This window comes from Lacrimispora sp., from assembly GCF_031982545.1.
GTDB lineage: Bacteria > Bacillota > Clostridia > Lachnospirales > Lachnospiraceae > Lacrimispora.
The window spans coordinates 172,883-193,376 of record NZ_DALYXB010000004.1; the positions used below are offsets into that span (position 1 = coordinate 172,883).

The 20,494-nt window shown below is 42.4% G+C and carries 17 protein-coding genes, 1 pseudogene and 1 riboswitch; of the genes and pseudogenes, 3 read left to right on the forward strand and 15 right to left on the reverse strand.

The window, feature by feature from the left end:
- Positions 1-6 precede the first annotated feature (6 nt).
- The 6 genes from ABS301_RS08445 to ABS301_RS08470 form a co-directional block, all read right to left on the reverse strand.
- The gene (locus ABS301_RS08445; RefSeq protein WP_349671801.1) at positions 7-1,149 is read right to left on the reverse strand and encodes an aldo/keto reductase; all 1,143 of its coding nucleotides are present in this window, start codon (positions 1,147-1,149) and stop codon (positions 7-9) included.
- Between the two features lie 93 nt (positions 1,150-1,242).
- Entirely contained in the window at positions 1,243-2,142 is a 900-nt protein-coding gene (locus tag ABS301_RS08450) for an AraC family transcriptional regulator (protein WP_349671802.1), read from the reverse strand.
- Between the two features lie 96 nt (positions 2,143-2,238).
- Complete coding sequence (locus ABS301_RS08455; protein WP_349671803.1) at positions 2,239-3,693, reverse strand: histidine kinase N-terminal 7TM domain-containing diguanylate cyclase; 1,455 nt, start codon at positions 3,691-3,693, stop codon at positions 2,239-2,241.
- A 224-nt stretch (positions 3,694-3,917) separates the two neighbouring features.
- Entirely contained in the window at positions 3,918-4,532 is a 615-nt protein-coding gene (locus ABS301_RS08460) for a methyltransferase family protein (RefSeq protein ID WP_349671804.1), read from the reverse strand.
- Positions 4,525-4,947, reverse strand: coding sequence for a hypothetical protein (locus ABS301_RS08465; RefSeq protein WP_349671805.1), 423 nt, complete (start codon positions 4,945-4,947; stop codon positions 4,525-4,527). The genes ABS301_RS08460 and ABS301_RS08465 overlap by 8 nt, the downstream gene beginning before the upstream one ends.
- Before the next feature lies 1 nt (position 4,948).
- Positions 4,949-5,386 carry a LytTR family DNA-binding domain-containing protein gene (locus tag ABS301_RS08470; RefSeq protein ID WP_349671806.1) on the reverse strand — a complete coding sequence of 146 codons (438 nt, stop codon included), beginning with the start codon at positions 5,384-5,386 and terminating at the stop codon, positions 4,949-4,951.
- A 136-nt stretch (positions 5,387-5,522) separates the two neighbouring features.
- On the opposite strand from ABS301_RS08470, the gene ABS301_RS08475 reads away from it, so the two are divergent.
- Entirely contained in the window at positions 5,523-6,248 is a 726-nt protein-coding gene (locus tag ABS301_RS08475) for an alpha/beta fold hydrolase (RefSeq protein ID WP_349671807.1), read from the forward strand.
- Here the strand turns inward: ABS301_RS08475 and ABS301_RS08480 are convergent.
- Complete coding sequence (locus ABS301_RS08480) at positions 6,243-7,625, reverse strand: aminotransferase-like domain-containing protein (protein ID WP_349671808.1); 1,383 nt, start codon at positions 7,623-7,625, stop codon at positions 6,243-6,245. The genes ABS301_RS08475 and ABS301_RS08480 overlap by 6 nt on opposite strands.
- 113 nt (positions 7,626-7,738) lie before the next feature.
- On the opposite strand from ABS301_RS08480, the gene ABS301_RS08485 reads away from it, so the two are divergent.
- Positions 7,739-8,941, forward strand: coding sequence for an aminotransferase class III-fold pyridoxal phosphate-dependent enzyme (locus ABS301_RS08485; protein WP_349671809.1), 1,203 nt, complete (start codon positions 7,739-7,741; stop codon positions 8,939-8,941).
- 35 nt (positions 8,942-8,976) lie between these two features.
- Here the strand turns inward: ABS301_RS08485 and xdhB are convergent, their stop codons facing one another.
- The 5 genes and pseudogenes from xdhB to ABS301_RS08510 all read right to left on the reverse strand — a co-directional run bounded on the left by xdhB (position 8,977) and on the right by ABS301_RS08510 (position 15,084).
- On the reverse strand, positions 8,977-11,301 hold the full coding sequence (gene xdhB / locus ABS301_RS08490) for a xanthine dehydrogenase molybdopterin binding subunit (protein ID WP_349671810.1): 2,325 nt from the start codon (positions 11,299-11,301) through the stop codon (positions 8,977-8,979).
- Entirely contained in the window at positions 11,291-12,748 is a 1,458-nt protein-coding gene (locus ABS301_RS08495) for a xanthine dehydrogenase small subunit (protein WP_349671811.1), read from the reverse strand. Before ABS301_RS08495 ends, xdhB begins: the two co-directional genes overlap by 11 nt.
- Before the next feature lie 126 nt (positions 12,749-12,874).
- Positions 12,875-12,978: riboswitch (purine riboswitch) on the reverse strand.
- Positions 12,979-13,264: 286 nt separating this feature from the next.
- A pseudogene (locus tag ABS301_RS08500) lies at positions 13,265-13,378 on the reverse strand (rubredoxin-like domain-containing protein); the annotation flags it as partial.
- A gap of 105 nt (positions 13,379-13,483) precedes the next feature.
- Entirely contained in the window at positions 13,484-14,161 is a 678-nt protein-coding gene (locus tag ABS301_RS08505) for a hypothetical protein (protein WP_349671812.1), read from the reverse strand.
- On the reverse strand, positions 14,158-15,084 hold the full coding sequence (locus tag ABS301_RS08510) for a DMT family transporter (protein ID WP_349671813.1): 927 nt from the start codon (positions 15,082-15,084) through the stop codon (positions 14,158-14,160). The genes ABS301_RS08505 and ABS301_RS08510 overlap by 4 nt, the downstream gene beginning before the upstream one ends.
- 121 nt (positions 15,085-15,205) lie before the next feature.
- On the opposite strand from ABS301_RS08510, the gene pdxR reads away from it, so the two are divergent.
- Positions 15,206-16,618 (forward strand): MocR-like pyridoxine biosynthesis transcription factor PdxR, encoded by a 1,413-nt coding sequence (gene pdxR, locus ABS301_RS08515; protein ID WP_349671814.1) that lies wholly within the window; start codon positions 15,206-15,208, stop codon positions 16,616-16,618.
- A 394-nt stretch (positions 16,619-17,012) separates the two neighbouring features.
- On the opposite strand, the gene ABS301_RS08520 is transcribed toward pdxR, so the two are convergent.
- The 3 genes from ABS301_RS08520 to murQ form a co-directional block, all read right to left on the reverse strand.
- Positions 17,013-18,092 (reverse strand): MupG family TIM beta-alpha barrel fold protein, encoded by a 1,080-nt coding sequence (locus ABS301_RS08520; RefSeq protein ID WP_349671815.1) that lies wholly within the window; start codon positions 18,090-18,092, stop codon positions 17,013-17,015.
- On the reverse strand, positions 18,092-19,528 hold the full coding sequence (locus ABS301_RS08525) for a PTS transporter subunit EIIC (RefSeq protein ID WP_349671816.1): 1,437 nt from the start codon (positions 19,526-19,528) through the stop codon (positions 18,092-18,094). The genes ABS301_RS08520 and ABS301_RS08525 overlap by 1 nt, the downstream gene beginning before the upstream one ends.
- A 69-nt stretch (positions 19,529-19,597) precedes the next feature.
- Positions 19,598-20,491 (reverse strand): N-acetylmuramic acid 6-phosphate etherase, encoded by an 894-nt coding sequence (gene murQ / locus ABS301_RS08530; RefSeq protein ID WP_349671817.1) that lies wholly within the window; start codon positions 20,489-20,491, stop codon positions 19,598-19,600.
- Between the last annotated feature and the right edge of the window lie 3 nt (positions 20,492-20,494).

Below are 20,494 nucleotides of genomic sequence, written 5' to 3' on the forward strand. Positions count from 1 at the left end.
CCAACTTTACCCCAGTAAGGCCCTGGCTTTTTCCATTCTTTCGACAATTGGCACCTCAAATGGGCACCGTGTTTCACATGCCTTGCAGGCAATACAGTCAGAGGCATTGGATGAAAGATTTTCATAATGAGCACGTACTGTCCCTGGAACTTCTTCCTGCATGGCAGCCAGATCATAAAGCTTATTTACCATGGCAATATCGATGTGGGCAGGGCAGGGTGCGCAATGACCACAATAAGTACACTGGCCGGTATAGGCATGATGGGGGGCGCTGGCAAGAACACTGGCATAATCCTTTTCCTGTTCTGTGGCAGCCTCGTAGGCAAGAGCCGCTTTTACTTCATCTGGAGTACTTAAACCCACCATGATGGAAGCGACTGCAGGACGGGTAAGGGCATAATGAATACACTGCACCGGAGTGAGAGCCACTCCAAAAGGAGAATTTTCCGCAGAAAACAGCCGGCCTCCGCCATATCCCTTCATTACAGTAATACCAACGCCTTCTCTATCACAAAGCTTGTAAAGTTCAGCCCGCTCGGGAGCAATCCCATTTAAATCTTCCTGATAATTCTTTTGGAACAATTCAGTCATATCCTCAGTTGGAGGAAGCAGATCAAATGCCGGATTTAAACTGAAGAGAATCATCTCAATCTCTCCGCTTAAAGCAGCCAGTTTTGCAACAGCAGGATTGTGAGTGCTCATACCGATATGGCGAATCACTCCTCTTTCTTTCAGCCTCCTGACATAATCAATAAACTCTCCGTTCATGATTTTGTAAAACTCAGCTGACTCATCCACAAAGTGTATCATTCCAAGATCCATGTAATCCGTCTGGAAACGGGTCAGCAGGTCTTCAAATGCTTCCTTCACCTTTTCCATATCACGGGTTCTGACATACTGTCCATTCTGCCAGGTAGCACCTAAATGTCCCTGTATGATCCATTGGTCTCTGCAGTCTTTCATCGCTTCCCCCAGATTGGTTCTCACATTTGGCTCTGACATCCAACAGTCTAAAATATTGACTCCCTGTTCTTTGCAAAGCCTTACCACTTCTTTTACTTCATCATAATTTTTACGTTCCAGCCATTCGCCCCCAAGGCCGATCTCGCTGACCATCAGCCCCGTTTTACCCAGTTTTCGATACCTCATTTTACCCCTCCAAGTATTGTTAAATTGATCCAATAGTTATTTGAAGTATAGCATATCTACCATGTTTTATCCAGATCACCGGGCAGCTTCTTGTCAAACTTTCCTGCGCACTGTTACAGGTATCCAGAGTTCACAGAATAATCCGGGATCACTTTTCTCAAAATAAATTTCGAAATCCGTTTCATCCGTATGTTCATAGCCAGATTGTGGAAGAAATTCTTTAAAAAATCTGCCCCACATCTCACTGATGCAGCCTCCATCTTCACCAAAACAGGAGAAAACCGCATACGTTGCAGGCCCGGTCTCCCAGATCCGATATCCCCGACTAAGTAACGCTTCCACTTTCTCAACCGGTGTTTCCGCATCTAGGATTACTCCGATACCGTAGTCAAAAGTCCCTTCGTTTTGTCTGGTAGGGCTGCACAACCCGTAAATATCTCTTTTCCCTTCCTGCCCCAGTGCATAAAGTTCATCAAAAATCTTTTCCTTCCTGCACGCCGTCCAGAAATCAGGTATCTCATGATTGTCCCCGTCGTTTATTGTCTCATTTTTAAATGCTTTCACTTTTGCAGCAAATCTCATATTTCCCGTATCCACAATCCTGTAATCCATGTTTTTTCCACCTTCCAATGTGATTTTAATAACCAGGGCATTGAACAATGAAAGCCGGATTCCCCTTAACTTTGCCGCTTTTGGAGTTACTCCGTGAAATCTGGAAAATGCCTTTGCAAAGCTTTCCGGAGTTTCATATCCGTATTTATAGGCTGCATCAATCACCTTTATATCCGTCATCTGAAGCTCCTGGCCAGCCAGAGACAGCCTGCGGTTCCTTATGTACTCACTGGCAGTCATCCCTGCCATGAGGCTAAAGGTTCTATGAAAATTATAGCTGGACATATGAACCTCTCTGGCAACATCCTCATAGCTGATCTTCTCCAAAAGATGAGCCTCCATGTAGTCAAGCGCTGTTTGTAAAAGTTTCACCCATTCCATTATCCACACCTCCTGTCACATATTATTATAAGATTTCAGATCGTTCTTTTCCTGTCCTCAATTGCTGCATATTGTCTGATTAAAAATCGTAAAAATTTAAAAGCAGATTCTGTCTCTTCCCCTCTCCTTTGCTTCATAAAGCTTTTGGTCAGCCCGTATCAGTGCCTCAGAGACTGTCTCTGTTCCAAACACATATTCAGAAATCCCAGCTGAAAATGTGACCTTGCAGCTCTGTGTTCCCATATTGTTTTTCTGTCTTAAAGACTCCACCCGCTTATAAGCCTCACCCAAACTGGTTTCTGCCAGAAATATGGCAAACTCCTCCCCTCCGTAACGGCAGGAGATATGGTCTGGAAAGGTATGCTGAATCAATATTCCAAAATCACTTAAAACCCGGTCTCCCTCAAAATGTCCGAAGGTATCATTGATCACTTTAAAATGATCTAAGTCCATGATTATGAACACACCGTCTAAACAGGACTTCTCCACCTGTTCCATAAAATATCTGCGGTTGTAAAGCCCGGTCAGAGAATCAATGGTCGCCAGAATCTCCAGCTGTTTTTTTGCATTTTCTGATTCTGTGATATCATTGGCAACGTAAATACAGACTCTGTGAGTTTTCATTGCAATTGCCTTAAAACTGTATTTCCTGCCGCAAATCTCATGTACCGGATCTAACGAGTCCAGGTTATGATTTTTTAACTCTTCAATTAACTCATAAGACTGTCCGATTTTCAATTTTGAGAGAGAGGGAAAAAATTCTTTGGATACATTATTAAAACCTAACAGCATCCCATTGCTGTCTATTACAAGAACCGCTTCATTAATGCTTTGGAATATCATCTCATAGGTAATTGGATTAAGAACCAGCATATCATATCTGAAAAGACCTATTGTAATGGAAATGCTCATAATAAAATAGGAAAATGGAGTCAGATCCAGATAAACAGGACCCAAACCCAGCATATAAAGCATCATCGTAATTACAGGTGCACTTACCCCTATTAACAGAAACAACACTTTATCCCTGTAACTGCCACTGGATCTTTTCAGTTTTATTATTAATACCGTTATGCTGTATAAAATGGAAATACAGAGAACAAGCACCTGAATATAATACCAGATTCCCTTTTCCAGTACCAATATGGGAAATCCAGGTGAATCATCCACGCCTATGGATGAGTAATATAGAAAATGATAATTATTAGTATAAACAAGAATTAATGTAATGACATTAACCATCAGGACAAGAGTTACCACAAATCTATTGGCAATCTTTTTTTCTTCTGTATATTCCCTGGTAAACATCATAATTAAAAACGGATAAAATGACGCACCAATATATTCAACACGAGTCCAGATATACATGGTTCCGACTGTATCCGACAACAGCTCAAATGCATACCCTACGCAGTGAAAAATCATTGCAGTCATTAAGAGACAAAAATAGAAAACACCAGGAATTTTTCTTCTGGCCAGGCCATAAATAACAAAATTACCGATCAGCGCAGAAGAAACGATCAGTATTACGCTCAATGAAACATTATTCATATGTAAAACTCCTCTCCCGCTTGTTATTTTAGAGAATCAGCAGACAAATGTCAATGTCCAGCGGACAGGAATTAGAAAAAGGAAAAATGCCAAAGCCCTTTGCTCATTTAAGCAGAGTGTTTTGGCATTATAAGCAAACGTATTAACTGAAGGTCCTTAAAAGACGGAAGCTGACTTTTTAAAACAGCTATTTCAACAAACTTAGGTGATGCACCCGGAAATGACTACCACACATAAGGAATCAACCGATAGGTACGTTTTTCATATTCCGTAAATTCGTTTCCAAAATGGCTCCTTAAAACCTCCTCTTCCACGGAAATCCTGGCTGAATAACATATTGAGGAAAATATCAATACCATAGCCAATGCAATCGCACCCCTAAGTCCAAGCGCTGTCCCAACCAGACTGCAGATACTGCCTGTATACGCCGGATTTCTTACTTTTTTGTAGATCCCGGTAGTTATAAGATGCTGCTCTTTGGAAGTCTGCACCGATAAAGTAAACGATCTTTTTAAGGTCAATACCGCCCATAAACGAATTATAATTCCAGCCAGCATTATAATAATTCCAGGATAGGTGACCACCACTGGCAATTTTGTATTTAGAACAGAGTCCCAGCCTTTCTGTCCAACCATAAAGAAACTCAGATAAATACATGCATAAAAATTAATCATCAGCAGCCATTTGGTTCCTTTATCCCGCCTATTTATTTTATCCGTACCCCGGTCTTTTGGATGTGTATAGATAACTATAAAAGCTTCTGCTGCTATCATAAGTATTAAAGCAATATGATACATATAATATGATGCTGAATCAGAAAACTTAGATATATCACACATTTCTGTCTCTCCAATCTTCCAATAATCGGTTTATTTCTTCTGCACTGCTTTTTTCCATATAGTAAAAATAAAGATGGTTTGCGGCCATAACGAAAAAGTATACGATTGAGCATAGTATGATTGAACCTGTATTGATGCCAATCCATTTAAAATACACTGCAAAGAACAGGTTAACCGGATACAGCAATGCTGCTTCTGCAAAAAAATGTCCCAGATACGTCTTAAAATTAACCCTCCCAATAAGTTCATCTAAAATGCAGGTAAGAACTAAATACCCCGCCACTTCAAAGGCAAACCCAATAAAGATATTTTTTCTTCCCTCAGTAATTAAATTAATAATACCTGCCAGCAATATAATGACCATAAAGCACATTGAAATCGCAGGGATATATGTTTTCAAAACCTTATGCATCATATTATCTCCTTATCTTTTCTTTTAAGTCTGTTATATATTTTCTTGAAACGAGAAGATGCTCTCCGTTATTAAGTTCTACCATAATTCTGTGATTTGGATAGGATTTCACACTGTTGACAGCAGTAATATTTAATAATTGTGATTTAGAAATTCGGACAATGGTTGTTTCCTTCAGCTCCGACTCCATTACCTGAATGGTCTTTTTTGTCTCATAAATATTCCGGTCTGAATAGATAAATGTTTTCCTGTCTATTGTTTCGATATAACAAACTTTATCCAAAGGAATCTGATAAGCTTTATCTTCTTTAAAACCTTCCAGCATAAAATCATATTGCCTGATGTGCTGAATCATCCTTGTAATTCGTTCTGTCATGTCTGGATATCTGATTTCTATCTCTGTTTCCTGTAACTCTTTTCTGTGCTGCAGCAATAATTTCAAAGGAACACCTCCTGACACGATAAATATAAATCATTTGATCTGTTTACTCAAGTAAATCTGTTTTAAATACCCTGCTGTAGGTATATAATACCTGTAATGTGTTTCATTACTTATTTTATTGAAAGGATTGATTCTTATGAAAAAGTTGTTAAAAAAAACAGCGGTAATCTTCCTGACAATCTTAATCCTCTTTATCACTGCATTTTTTATTGATACATCCATCTACTATAAAGCGGAAGACGTTGCTGTAAACGCACTGAATCAGGATATAAAAAGCGGACGCGCAAAAGAGGAAAAGCAGTATATCCTTTTATCTTCCAAAACCCAGACCGATACGGCTCTTATTTTTTACCCGGGAGGAAAAGTGGAGGCTGCGGCCTACTATCCGCTTCTGTCAAAAATCTCCAGCCAGGGAATCACCTGTATCCTTGTAAAAATGCCATTTCATCTTGCTGTATTTAACCCCGCCGCCGCAGATAAAATCATGCAGGAGATTCCGGATATAAAAAACTGGTATATTGGCGGACATTCTCTGGGAGGAGCCATGGCAAGCAGTTACATGGCATCCCACCCTGACTCCTTAAATGGACTGATCCTGCTTGGCGCCTATCCTTATGGGGATATAGATACGCAAAAGGCACTTATTCTATATGGTACCATGGATAGCGTGTTAAGCAGGGGGAACATAAAAGGAGCTGCAAATGTGATTCCCATAGAGGGTGGAAATCACGCCGGCTTTGGAAATTATGGAAGTCAGAACGGGGATGGAACAGCCCTTATCCCGGGAGAAGATCAGCAGGAAATTGCAGCAAAAGCTATTCTTGAATTTATTCAAAAAGAACAGGAGAAGCCTGCTTCATAAGCGTTTCTCCTGCTCGTCATCAATATTTTCATGTAACGGCTTTGCTTGCTGAAATGCCAATATTACCTCTGATAGACGTTCCAGATTCTGATTAGTAATTCCTGAAAGGCACAGCCGGTAACACCTTTTATTACTGTTCTCTCTTAAATCATCCGGAAGGAAACAATCCGCCGCATTTTTTACGATAATCCCCTGCTTTTTTAGGTTATGTTCCAAATAAGTGCCGTCAATCTCCCTACTCTCTCTTATCCATATAAAGATTCCGTTATCTGGAATGTGCCAGTTCATCTCTTCCGTTTTCAGAGAACTATAAATTGCCGAAGCTTTTTTCATTTTCTCAGAATAAGTCTTTCTAACTTTACGGATGTGCTTTTCATACATGCCGGATTCAATAAAAAGCTCCAGCGCGTACTGAAATGGCTTGGATGTGTTTAGATCTGCAAGCCACTTCCTTTCTGCTGCTTCATTAACTATAAACTTTGGAAATACACCAACCCCAATCCGCAGTCCGGGCATAAAGGTTTTTGAGAAGCTCCGGATATATATCACTCTTTCCTTGTCTCCATAGTAATGAACGGGCATGGCATGATTGGCGGAACCTAAATCTGCCAGATAATCATCTTCGATCAAAAGAATGAAATACGTATTGGATAGATCTGCAACTTTTCTTTTATCTTTTTCGCTTAAATTGTACCCAGTAGGATTATGATGTCTGGGAATCAGATAAAAAGCTCGTATATCTTCCTCTTTCAGCAGCTTTTCCAGCTTTTTGAAATCATACCCTGCACTGGTACGTTCAATTCCAATCATCTGAATGCCCATCATTTGTGCCTGTTTTATTGCCAGGCTGTAAGTCGGTATTTCTACCAGAAGTTTTCCTTTCCGGTCTGGAAAGATACACTGAAGAGCAAGGCTAATCGCCTGTTGGGCTCCGTTCGTCACCAGAATCTGGTCCGGACTGGTATAAATTCCGCCAGTCGTCATATAATCCGTAAGAACATTTCTTAAGCTCATAAGTCCCTTTGGCTCTTCGTAATCATAGGCACTTGTCTTATATAACTCCGAAGATTTATTCATGACATGAGTAAACTCCCGGTAGGGCAGAAGTCTTTTATCCGGTTTTACTGCCGTAAAGTCCACCTCTGTCTTCTCCTGTTCTGATTCCAGTTCAAAATCTGCCAGATAAAATCCACCTCTTTGAATCGAATAAACCTTATGCTCCTCCTCAAGCTCTCTGTAAGCACGGTTTACCGTAATCTTATTCATTGCCAGCATAGCCGCAGTTTCTCTGCAGCTTGGGAGCCTGTTTCCATTTTTTAATTTCCCTTTCTCAGCCAGTTCCGCAATATATTTTTTTACTTCCTCCGATTTCTTCATCTGTTTCGCCTCTCACTGTAGTAGTACAGTTGTATTTTCCCATTATTGTACTGTTCTTTTCTCTATTATATACTATCCTCATATTAATCATCCACCTGGAAGGAGATTTCGTTATGAAAAATAACAGTACGAAACGGCTTCGTCTGTTTACCCGGCCAAATACAACACTAACACTTTCCCCCTCAGAGCAAGACATGCTGGTTACAGAAGAATATGGGGACCTTGTTGATCTTGAATCTGGCTGTTGGGCTGCAGTTTTAGGACACTCTAAATATACCCTGAAAGAAGCCATTAAGGATTTAAAATATCCGGTACATACCCATCAGTTTTTTGACTGCTCCCACTTCGACCAACTGGTTCAGCTTCTTACAGACTCTGCCAAGCTTCCTGTTTCCTACTGTGCTACCTTTTTAACTTCCGGTACAGAAGCAGTATCACTGTGTGTCATGCTTTCTGAGTTCCTTACTGGCAGGCACAAGTGCCTGAGCCTTACCATTTCCTATCTTGGCGCCGCATGCGGTCTTCGAATGCCCAGAGATCCGGTGAAATGGACGGATTTTAATCCAACCGACTGCTTATATTGTCCCAGGGAAAAAAGCTGTGAAGACTGTATAAAATTTCAGTCCTTTGACTTTTCTGCTTATGCCTCATTTGTACTGGAACCTGGAAACTCCGGGGGGCTTCTTTTATTTCCTCCGCAAAAATTGATAAGATTTATTGCCGTCCGCATAAAAACAGCCGGAGGGATGCTTATCATGAACGAGGTCACTACCGGCATCGGAAGAACCGGAAAATTTTTTGGCTACCAGCATTATGAAGAATTTTGTGAAGCGAATCTATGCCCGGATTTCATTGCAATGGGAAAAAACCTGGGGAATGGATATCCCATTAGCGGAGTATTGGTCAGATCAAGCCATCAGCCTGAACTTGAGGATTCCGGATTTCGATATGTACAATCTCACAGTGATGATCCCTTGGGTACAATGGTTGCATTAAAAACACTGACTGCCATAGCCGAACAGAATTTAGTGGCAGAAGCTGAAATAAAAGGTGAGTTATTGAAAATGCATTTAAAAGATTCCCCTTACATAAAAGAAGTACGCGGAAAAGGACTGATGATCGGGATTATTTTGCAGCCTTACATCAGTGCTGAAATAGTTTATGAAAAGCTTTTAAAAGAAGGCTTCTTTACCGGATTTTCAGAAAATTACAATCTCATACGGATCTATGCTCCGCTTTCGACTTCCAAAGATACACTGATTAAATTCTGTCATGCATTTATAAGAATTCTAAAAGAGCAGGAGAAAAGCGAATAAAGCTCTTTTCTCCTGCTCAGTATTAATACCACTCACTACTTTTTGTTCCGCTCTATCACTCTCCAGATTTTCTCCGGAGTTGCCGGAATGCTTAATTCATCCGGAAAACTTCCCAGAGTGCTAAGAGCATCTGTAATCGCGAAAAATACGGATTCTCCATAGATAAACGGCGGTTCTCCAATGGCCTTTGACCGCTTAATGCCAAGTTCATTCATGCAGCCTTCCATCAGTTCAATATGAAATTCCTCCGGAATATCGCCAATGGTTGGAATCTTATAGGTAGCCGGTGAACTGCTTAGAAGTCTTCCTTTGTCCTGATACACCAGTTCTTCCGTTGTAACCCAGCCCACGCCCTGGATAAACGCGCCCTGAATCTGTCCGATATCCACCATGGGGTTGATACTGCTTGCACAGTCGTGAAGGATATGAACTGAATCAAGAGTGGTTTGGCCGGTAAGCAAATCAACGGTTACTTCTGCGACTGCAGCTCCAAATACATAATATAAAAATGGATGCCCTTCTCCTTTATCCCTGTCAAAATAGATGCCGGGAGTTGCGTAATACCCGTGATCGCATAAATCAATCCGCTCAAAATATGCTTTTTGTACCAGCTCCTTAAACGAGATAAGAGGATTCTCATAATCTGTTTTTCCATCATGCACCCCATAGACATAACCGTTTTCAAATACTTCATCTTCTCCGGGATATAGCTTTGATACCAGTTCTTTCAGCCTTCCAAGAATCTTAAGTGCGGCATTCTCCACCGCATGACCGTTTAAATCACATCCGGAAGACGCTGCAGTTGCCGAGGTGTTAGCAACCCGTTTGGTATTATTGCTTTCTATTCTGATTGTTCCAATGGGGACCCCCAGGGTAGTTGCCGCAATCTGGGCAATCTTCGTGTTAACTTCCTGGCCCATCTCGATGGCTCCGTGGGTGACGGAAACAGATCCATCTGTATATACTGAAATCAGGGCACTTCCCTGATTTAAATGAGCTGCTGTAAAGGAAATGCCAAACTTTACCGGAGTGATTCCAAGTCCTTTTTTCACATACCGGTTTTTCTGATTGAACGCAGCAATTTCTTTTTTCCGTTCATCCCACCGGCTGTCTGTTCTCAGTTTTTCTAAGATTCTTCCGATGTCTTCCCCATGATAGATCTCCTGCCCGTAAGGAGCCACATCCCCTTTGTGGTACATGTTCTTCATTCTCACATCATACGGATCCAGTGCCAGCGTATATGCAATTCTCTCAATTACGCTTTCAATTGCGAAAATACCCTGAGGTCCGCCAAATCCCCGGAATGCAGTAGCCGGGTGTAAGTTAGTCTTGCAGGGTCTTCCAATAATTTTTATATGTTCAATGTGATAGCTGTTCTCAGCATGGAGCATTGCCCGTTCCAAAACGGAGGTGCTCACATCTGCAACCGCTCCACAGTTGGAATTAAGCTCTACGGAATATGCAAGAATCTTTCCTTCTTTATCAAATGCCACCCGGTAATCGCTCTCAAATGCATGGCGCTTCCCAGTTGAAAGCATATCCTCATCTCTGGTCAGGTGAACCAGAGCAGGCTGCCCGGTAAGATAGGCTGTAAGAGCAGCAAGGCAGGCCCAGGAGGTTGCCTGAGATTCCTTCCCTCCAAATCCTCCGCCCAGTCTTTTAATGTCTACTGTAACCATATTCTGAGGCAGCCCCAGAACTCCCGATGCCATCTTCTGAATCTCGTTGGGATTCTGAGAAGAGGAATACAGGGTAATGCCGCCGTTGTCTTCCGGCACGGCGAGGGCACTCTGGGTTTCCAGATAAAAATGTTCCTGTCCCTCATTTCTGATTACACCTTCCATATAACAGGGGCAGTCAGCAAAAACAGACTCCACATCACCACGTTCAATTTTCCGCACAGGGCCCACATACTGCTCTCTTTTTATGGCTTCCCTTACAGTCAGCACAGGAGTCTCTTCTTCCACCTCGAACAGGATCTGTTCCATGGCTGCTTCCGCTTCCTTTATGCTTTCTGCAGCAATGACTGCAACAGGTTCACCCACAAACTGTACATGTTCCTGAGCCAGGCATACCTCATCTTTAATGATTCCACCGATCTGATTCTCACCTGGAATATCCTCTGCTGTCAGAACAGCAGCCACCCCCGGCATCTCACTGGCCTTTTGTGTATCCAGTTTTACAATCCGTCCGTTTGCAACCGGACTAACCATAACCTTTACATATAACAGGTTTCCGGGTTTTGGAATATCGTCAATAAACTGGGAACGCCCCATTACGTGATCACGTCCGCTTACGTGTAACGGTGAGGTTCCTGCCTGCCCCCACTGATTATTTTGTCTCATCTGTTCATTTTTCATGACCATCTGCCTCCTGACTGCTTTCATAAGCCAGATAATGTTTCATTAAAAGATTTTCCATTACAGCTTTCCGGTAATCTGCACTCCCTCTCACATCGCCAATGGGTGATGCCTCTCCGCTGATTATGTCATAAGCCTCCAAAAAGGTCTCCTCTGCCATATGCTTTCCTTCCAGGTAAAGAGAGGTTTTTGGCATATAAAGTGTAGTAGGACCCACACCTCCACAGGCCATGGACGCTTTTTTAATCATCCCCTCTGATACCTGTAAGGCAATGGCAGAATTAACTGCGGATATGTCCACTTCTTTTCTCTTGCTGACCTTTTCAAAGTGAATAAAATCATACTCTCCTACTGGAATGGTAATGGAAGCAACCCACTCGTCTGATTTGTTCTCTGTCTGTTTATAGCCATGATAAAAATCCCGGACAGGAATGCTTCTTATTCCGTCACGGCCTTTTAAATGTACGACTGCGTTTACTGCCATCAAAAGAGGAACGGTATCTGCTACTGGCGAGGCATTAACAAGATTACCTGCCAGGGTAGCTGACGATCTTACCTGCTCCGAACACATCCCTGAAACTGCATCGGAAAACTGCGGAAAAAATGGATTTACCTGATCAATAATTTCTGACAAAGTAACTCCGCCTCCAATGGTCAGCTGATTATCCCTGTATGAAATATTTTGCAAGGATGAAATTCTGCTGATATCCACAAGAAGTCTGTAATGCTGGTTTCTTTTCTTGATTCCCACCACTACATCGCTTCCGCCATTTAAAAATCTTAAATTCTGTCCGGAAACAAGCTCCTGGTGGTCTCTTATAAAAGCTTCCAGGTTATCTTCTGAAACAGGAGAATAATATGCGTGAGCCCCATCATCAATAAAAATATCTTCATGGACAAAAGCCAGCTGTTTTTCTTCTGTCTCCTCCAGATAAGCGGGGCGGATTTCTTCAGTATGAATGGTTAAATCCTCTAAGTATTCCGGCACCTTCCGAATGGATGCATATCCCGTGCACCGGCAGAGATTTCCCTCTAAATATCTGCGGAATTCTTCTTTTCCAGGATTCGGTCTCTCCAGATAAAGAGCCAGTATTGACAAAATTACTCCAGGTGTACAAAATCCACACTGAGTCGCATGTGCATTTAAAACAGCTTCCTGTATGGGATGAAGCTTTTCTTTTTGTGCAAGCCCCTCAATGGTAATGAGATGCTTCCCCTCCAGTTTTGCTGCCAGATACAAACAGCCCGCAACGGACTTATAATGTACCTTACCTTCTCTTACCTCCCCGATCACTACCGTGCATGCTCCGCAGTCCCCCTCTCCGCAGCCTTCCTTGATTCCATTTAATTGAAACCGGCTGCGAAGAAGCTCCAATACTGTTGTTTCCCCATTGACTGAAATCTCTTTTAATTTTCCATTCAGAAAGAAGCGAATGATTTTTTTCATACCTTTCCTTACTCCTTTTCATACCTGTTTTTGCCGCTGGTCTGCATGCATTTCTCTGGCCGTTTGGATAAAAAAAAGCCCCAGGCACACGAAACACACACAAAACAACTGCTTCCTTTGAAGCGGCAGTTCAGTCTGTGCTCATGTAGCCTAGGGCAATTTAAGGTCGCCTGGTCGAGACGCTCAAACCATATTAATGAGCTTATACAAGAAGCAGTCCATATTCAAATACTTCTTTGTATCTTTACAAATAATTATAACGGATTATACCAGATAGTCAATAAATTTTTCTGTTTTCTAGTATTTTCCTAACTTCATATGACCTGCAAGCTCTGTCTTGGATCTCTGCTTAATAACCCATGCTTCATCCTTGGCCTGAGTGAATGCAGATACACATTTGGGATCTAAATTATCCTCAATTCCTTCCTTGCATAATGCGATCATCTTCTCTGCTAATGTGATTACTTCCATGTGGATGGCATTGGTACGATCAGAACGGTATATTTTTTCAGCATCTTCCTCACCGAGTTCTTCAAACTTCTCTGCTCCCACTTTACATTTCGGGCAAACTTCCGGAGCGGTCTCTCCTTCATGAACATAGCCGCATACAGTACATTTAAATAATTTCATATAACATGCCTCCTAATTGAATTATTTTTATCAATACTTTAAGATTACTATTAGTATCTCTCATACAATCTCATTTGTCAACCAATGAGAAAATTTTCACATTTATTAACGACTCATCACTGTCAGAACCTGCAGCAACTCTGTTATCGAGTCCGGTGCAAACGCCCGGATTCTCTCTTCCAGTCTTAACAATGCTGTCTTGACTTTAAAAGCATCGATCCCCGGAGGCGCATAAATTGTAAACAGAACGTCCCTTGTATCCGGAGTTAACCTGGTATCATAGTCCGGCCCTTTTAAAATACTGGAAAACACTCTGGTACTGTCACTCATTATCATATCACCTGCTGCAACGGTCAGTTCTCTTCCAGAGATAGACTGGTAGCATTCATTTCCATCCGCCAGACTCAGGTGCAGTGGTAACTTCAGCTTGTTTAAATCATGACCGGCAGTCAGCAGCATGCTCTCCAGCTCATTAAAAAACATGGACTGAAGCAGAGGTGATTTTGAAGCACATGTTTTTTCTCCCTTTAACATGGAATCAAGCTGTGCCAGCAGGTGATAGCTTTGTCCAAACCTTTTGTAATAGGCTGCGTAGGCATCAACAGGGCTTTGTTTTTTTAATTCTTTTCTGGTAACCCCCTCATATTTCTTCCTCAGCGCATTTAAAAATATGGCCTCATCTTCTTTTTGCCATTCTGCTTTTTGTGAAATTCCTTTTACAATCAGAACTCCTAAACGAGTGCCTGGATAAATTTTTTCTACGTTTTCTTCAAATATAATCATAATTGCCTCCTGTTTTGTGACTGCCGTCCGATTAAAAGCATGCTTAAAATAATAAAACCTCCTCCAGCCCATTGATTCCGGCCAATTGGTTCTTTTAAGAAAAACAGTGACAGCAGCATGGAGGTGAGTGGAATCATACCTGAAAATGCAGCTGTCGTATAAGCATCAGAACGCCTGACTCCCTCAAAGAAAAAAATAAAAGCCAATGCAGTAACCACCAGACCGTACCAGCCAAGTGCCAGCCATTCCTTCCAGCCAATGAAGGAAAGTGACGGTACAGACAACTGATAAAACCCAGGAATCAGTGATAATAGAAAGGCAATTAGTGACACCAGATACATTTGTATCATTGGCGGAACGGAACGTAATTCTGTATCATTGCCCCCTTCCCTGTATTTTCTGGAAATAATATTAAATGTTGATTCACTTGCTGCAGCACAGAGAACCAGTAAATTTCCAGCCCCATGGTTTACAGAAAATACAGCTAAATTCTGTGGATTATTCTGTATCAGTACAATTCCCAACACGCTGCTGGTAATGCCTAACACAGTCCAGGAATGGCAGGTTTCTCTTAATACCAGAAATGCCAGAATGGAGGTAATTGCCGGTGTTGTACCCGTTAAAATTCCAGCCTCTACAGTGCTTGTCAGACCCACGCCTGTCAAAAGCAACAGGCGGAATAAAACAATTCCAAAGCCCGCCTGCAACGTAAAAACTGCCAGATCCCTTTTCTTTAGGCGGGCAGCCATTCCAATAGACCTGACTCCATAAAAAGGAAACAGACATATAAGCATAATCCCTAAACTGATAGGTGTTACCACGCGTCCATTCAGCCTTTCCGTAAGCACTGCACCAGTAACAACGGAAGTCCAAGCTAAGGAAAATCCAAGCATTAAATAAATTTTTCCAGAAATATTTTTCATCTCTTCCCTTTCACACAGCATTGCAATACAGCGGATATTTGCTATAATGATACCGTAAGGAACTGGCTATGATAAGAGCCAGTTAAGACTTATTTTCAATGGTCCAATGAAAGGAAATAATATGTGGGGAATAGAAATGTGTACCAACAGCGAAATTAGTCTGGCACGCCAGATTTTTCTCTCCCTTCGAAAGCGGATTCTAACAGGAGAGATTGTTCCAGGCGAACTACTGCCCTCCACCAGGGAGCTTGCAAAAGGGCTGGGAACCTCACGCAATACTGTATGTGAAGCCTATGACATGCTGTTGACGGAAGGATTTATTATCAGCCGGCAGGGTGCTCCATCAAGGGTGGCAGAAGGACTTCATATGATACCAGGAAGTACAGGAAGCACCCAGAATACAGAAAAAGACGAGCCCATGATCCGTTGGAATTTTAAAACCGGACAACCGGATCTGTCACTTTTTCCGTGGTCTTCATGGAGCCAGATGATTCACAAAGCATTAAACAGTCTTCCTGTGCACCAGTTGGAATATAGCGGTCCAAAAGGATATGAACCTTTATGTATCGAGATATCCAGGTGGCTGATGCGCAGCAGAAGCATGGAGGTTAATCCGGAAGATCTGTTTATTACCTCAGGAGCTACCCAGGCATTCTATTTGCTAGTGGATATTCTATATAAAAAAGAACGGCCTTTTGCGTTAGAGAATCCTTCCCACCCAGGAATTCGCACTGTCATAAATGACCGGAATTATCCTATGTGCTACATGACTGCAGACCGGCAGGGCGCCGATGAATCATGGATTAAAACCATGGATTTATCAGCTGTATATGTCACCCCCTCCCACCAGTTTCCCTTAGGCAGTATTCTGCCTGCTGCGCGCCGCACATCTCTGATTCGGTTGGCCGCAGAAAAGGATTACTATATTATTGAGGATGATTACGACAGTGAATACCGCTACAGTGGCTCACCAGTAACCCCTCTTTACTCCATGGATCCTTCCAGGGTCATCTATGTGGGAACATTTAGCAAAACTCTGTTTCCTGCTCTCAGAATCGGATTTGCCGTAATTCCTAAAGTGCTGCAGGAAAAATGGAGACATTACCGGAATTATCTGGATGTTCAAAATCCCGTGTTGGAGCAGATCGCCCTTACGGAATTTTTAAAAAGCAGGAAAATGGACCATCACATTGGGCGTATGCGCAAAGTGTATGCAAAGAAGCGCGAAACCCTTCTGACAGCGGCAAAGGAGGCATTTGGCAGCCAGATTAATTCCTGGGGAGATGAATCGGGACTTCATGTAGCTCTCGAATTTCCAGATATGAATTTTGGAAATGATTTTGTTTCGGACTGCAGAAAGAACGGCATTCAAATACAGACCATCTCCCAGTACTGCAGTGATGAAAATTTACATACGAATAAATTATTATTGGGCTACGGTCATCTCAGTGAAAAGGAAATACAGGATGGCGTAACGGCATTGAAATCATTGATCGGAATCAGAATTCAACAAAAAAACCAGACGGAAGATTAAGGCATATAATACCTTTTTTTCCTGACTGGTTAAAATATCTTCTTTAGGCATATGAATCTTTGCTATAACTAATAGGATCAAAATAAAAAAGAAGGAGATGTAAGGTTATTATGAAGAATAAAATTACTACGTTCATAAAATTATTTTCACTTTATTTTTTAATATGCACTATTACATTAATCATATATGATACGATAATACATCATACATTTATTACTAATTATGATTTTATAAATGATCTCCGTATAACCATACCTATAAGTTTGGTATGTAGTATTGCTCAGTTAAGAAAATAAAAATATAGTTGACCAGACGCAGATCAATTGAATTCAAAAAAAGTACCGGAGAAAAGACATACAACGCCTTTTTCTCCGGTCTAATTTTTTGAACTTTCTCAACCCATTATCAGCTTCACTCCAAAACCTTTCTGAACGTAAGGAAGAAATTTCAGATCTTTTTCCTTAATCTGCCCAATTACATTCAGACGTTCATCCATCGGAAGATCCACTCGGGCAATTTCAAGTTCTCCCATATACCTTAAGTAATTTTTATTGGATATGCAGATGCTCCCTGCTTTTCTGTAAGACATTCCGCTTTCTAAAACCATTATATTTGAGGTATTTTCTTCCGCCTCAATCTTCTGTTTATACAATCTGGATTCCTGGGAACGGAACAGATATTCGCTGGAATCGGGCCTGTCATGATGAATCTGGTCTCTTACAAATTCATAGCCTGGTAATAAGTCAGCCCTCAGCTCCACATAACCCTGGCTGATGCATTTCACCTCATCCCAATCCTTGTCACTGATGTCCACATCACCGACCAGTACTACATCACAGCCGCCCTCCATGGAAAGCTCCAACATGTTCAAAGCTACCTCATCCATACGGCTCCTGTGGTCTTCCACGGTCGGTAAGCCTTCAAAAAGCGGACCCCTGAGTGTCAGATTCCCCGGAACAAATGCCATGGTTGTAAATCCCAGATACTTTAACCGGTTGTTGATTTCTCTCACCTGTTTTAAGGATAAAGCGGTGAACTGCTTGGGATAAAAGTTATGACAGGCTGCAAATTTAGTAAAATCCGCCCCATACTGTTTCCATTCCAAAAGCTCCTCTTCCATAATGGTGGAAGCATTGAAAACCACAAAAAAATGTTGGGAGATCTCAACCACTTCCCTGGGGGAAAAGCCATAATCCAGCCTTACATGGGTAATTCCCAGAGATTTTAACTCTTCCATGCTGGCAACGCCAAGCTTTTCATAGGTCTCCGGTCCCACATCTGCGATCAGGTTTAATTTTTCTTTCCTGCAGCAGTCTAAAAGCTGCCTGATGTCCTTACTGTAATCCACCCCTGTCTCTTCCGGTATGTGGAGAGAGGTAAATGCATAGGTGACTCCGTTTATTACCGCTTTCTTAATCAGTGCTTCATTCTTCTCCATTCCACTGGAGAAGTAGATGGAAATTCCAGTTTTCATTATTCTTCTCCGTATACCTCATTGATTCTGTTTTCATCTACGCCAAAGAAGTAAGTTACTAAAAATCCGCCTGCGTAGGCTACCAGCATAGCCAGTATGAAAGATAGCTGCTGACCCGGTTTTACAATCAGAAGCCCGAACAGTCCGGAAACACCCTGGGAAACAGTTCCCAGATGAAGAAGTGCTGCCAGCGCTCCTCCGAAGCCGCTGCCGATACAGGCCGTTAAGAATGATCTGCCAAGAGGCAGGGTAACTGCGTACATCATCGGTTCTCCGATTCCAAGAATTCCTACTGGTATGGAGTCTCTTATGTATCTTTTTAATTTCTTATTTTTTGTTTTCACATAAAGAGCAATGCCGGCTCCCACCTGGCCGCCGCCTGCCATCATTAAGATTGGGAGCAGATAATTGATGCCGCCTGTAGCACCAGCCGGGTCATTTAACATGGCATGAATTGGCGTCAGTGCCTGATGCAGTCCAACTGCTACCAGAGGCAGAAAGCCCGCTGACAGAATATAACCGCCGACTACGCCCATTTTCTCATATGCAAAGCTTAATACTGCAAAGATCACCTTGGTCAGTCCGGCTCCCAGAGGCTGAATGACTAACAATGCAACAATTCCACCAATGAGCAGCACCAGAAGGGGGCTGATAAAGGTATCGATTAAATCCGGCATGTGCTTTCTGATCTGTTTCTCCAGTACTGCAAAAAACATACCTGCAATTAACGCTGCTAAAAGACCTCCGGAAGCGGGGTTAAACGGGGCGTTGGTAATCGGCAGAAGAATCTGCTTTTCATTAATGGTTGCAAGAAGCGGCATGCCTGCGTTGGCTATGGACATAGCTCCTGCAATGGCGCCCAGTGCCCCAGAGCCTCCGAACTCTCTTGCTGCATTGTAACCTACCAGAATGGGAAGGTAGGCAAACAAGGCCCAGCCCATGGTTCTGATGCATGCGAACCACCAGACTCCTGCCAGTGCTCCGTGTGTAGAAACATTAATAACATTGCAGATACCGTTAATTAAACCGGCTGCGATAATTCCCGGTAGGAGTGCTACGAAAATATTGGCAATTTTCTTTAAGAATCTCTGGACTGGCTTGTCGTATTTTGCCTTTTGCAGTTCTTTGTTTTCTCTTGTAACTGTATTAATATCTGCACTATTTTCCCCGTCATCTGCCTGACCTTTGGGAAGTCCTGTAAGTTTATAAAATTCTTCTAACACTTTGTTTACCTTGCCAGGACCAAATACGATCTGAAGGGTATTGCTTTCTACTACGCCAAGGACTCCTTCCACCTTCTTTAACTGCTCTAAGTCCACTTTTGATAAATCTTTCACCCCGATGCGAAGCCTTGTCATACATGCAGCATTGGATGTAATGTTGGTTTTTCCTCCCAACAGTGATAACAGTTCTTCACTGACTTGCTTGTAATCCATTGTTCTCCTCCTTTAATGATAATTTTATAGTTCCGGCTTAGCTGGTAAACCAAAGCCCCCTTTCTTATTCTATTTCAAAGCCTGACGGACATTCCCGCCTGCTTTTAACAGCTTTTCTCTCGCTTCGCTGGCACCACAATCAGACAAAATCATAATCACTGCTGTTTTCACATGACCGTCTGCCTGTTCCAGTACCTCTTTTGCTTCCGCTCTCTCGCACCCGGTTGCTGTCATCACGATATTTTGTGATCTCACTACCAGCTTTTCATTGCTCTGTCTGACATCCACCATTAAATTCTGATAGACCTTTCCGATTCCGATCATACTTCCGGTTGATATCATATTTAAAACCATCTTCTGAGCAGTACCTGCCTTCAGTCTGGTGGAGCCGGTAAGTACCTCCGGTCCGGTGACCGGTTCAATGGCTAACATTGCTTCCTTTCCAATGTCAGAATTCCTGTTGCATGAAATGGCTACGGTTTTACAGCCAATGGAACGTGCATACCGGAGTCCATGAATCACATAAGGCGTTCTGCCGGATGCAGCAAGACCTATTACGATATCTTCTTTTGACAGCCAGATGGATTTTAATTCCTCTTTGCACAGGGTTTCACTGTCTTCTGCGCCTTCCACTGCCTCCACAAATGCCTTTTCACCTCCTGCAATCAGACCCACAACCATCTGTGGCGGCACACCGAAGGTAGGAGGACATTCCACTGCATCAAGTACTCCCAGGCGGCCTGATGTTCCCGCTCCCACATAGATGATTCTGCCTCCTGATTTCAGGCTTTCCGCCGCCCATTCAATCGCCTGTGCGATCTGGGGGATTACTTCCCCGATTGCCTTAATAACAGCACCATCCTCCTGGTTCATAATCCGGGCAATTTCAGTGGGAGTCATCTCGTCTAACCCCATGGTATCCGGATTTCTTGACTCCGTTGTCAGTTTTGATAAATCAATCATCTT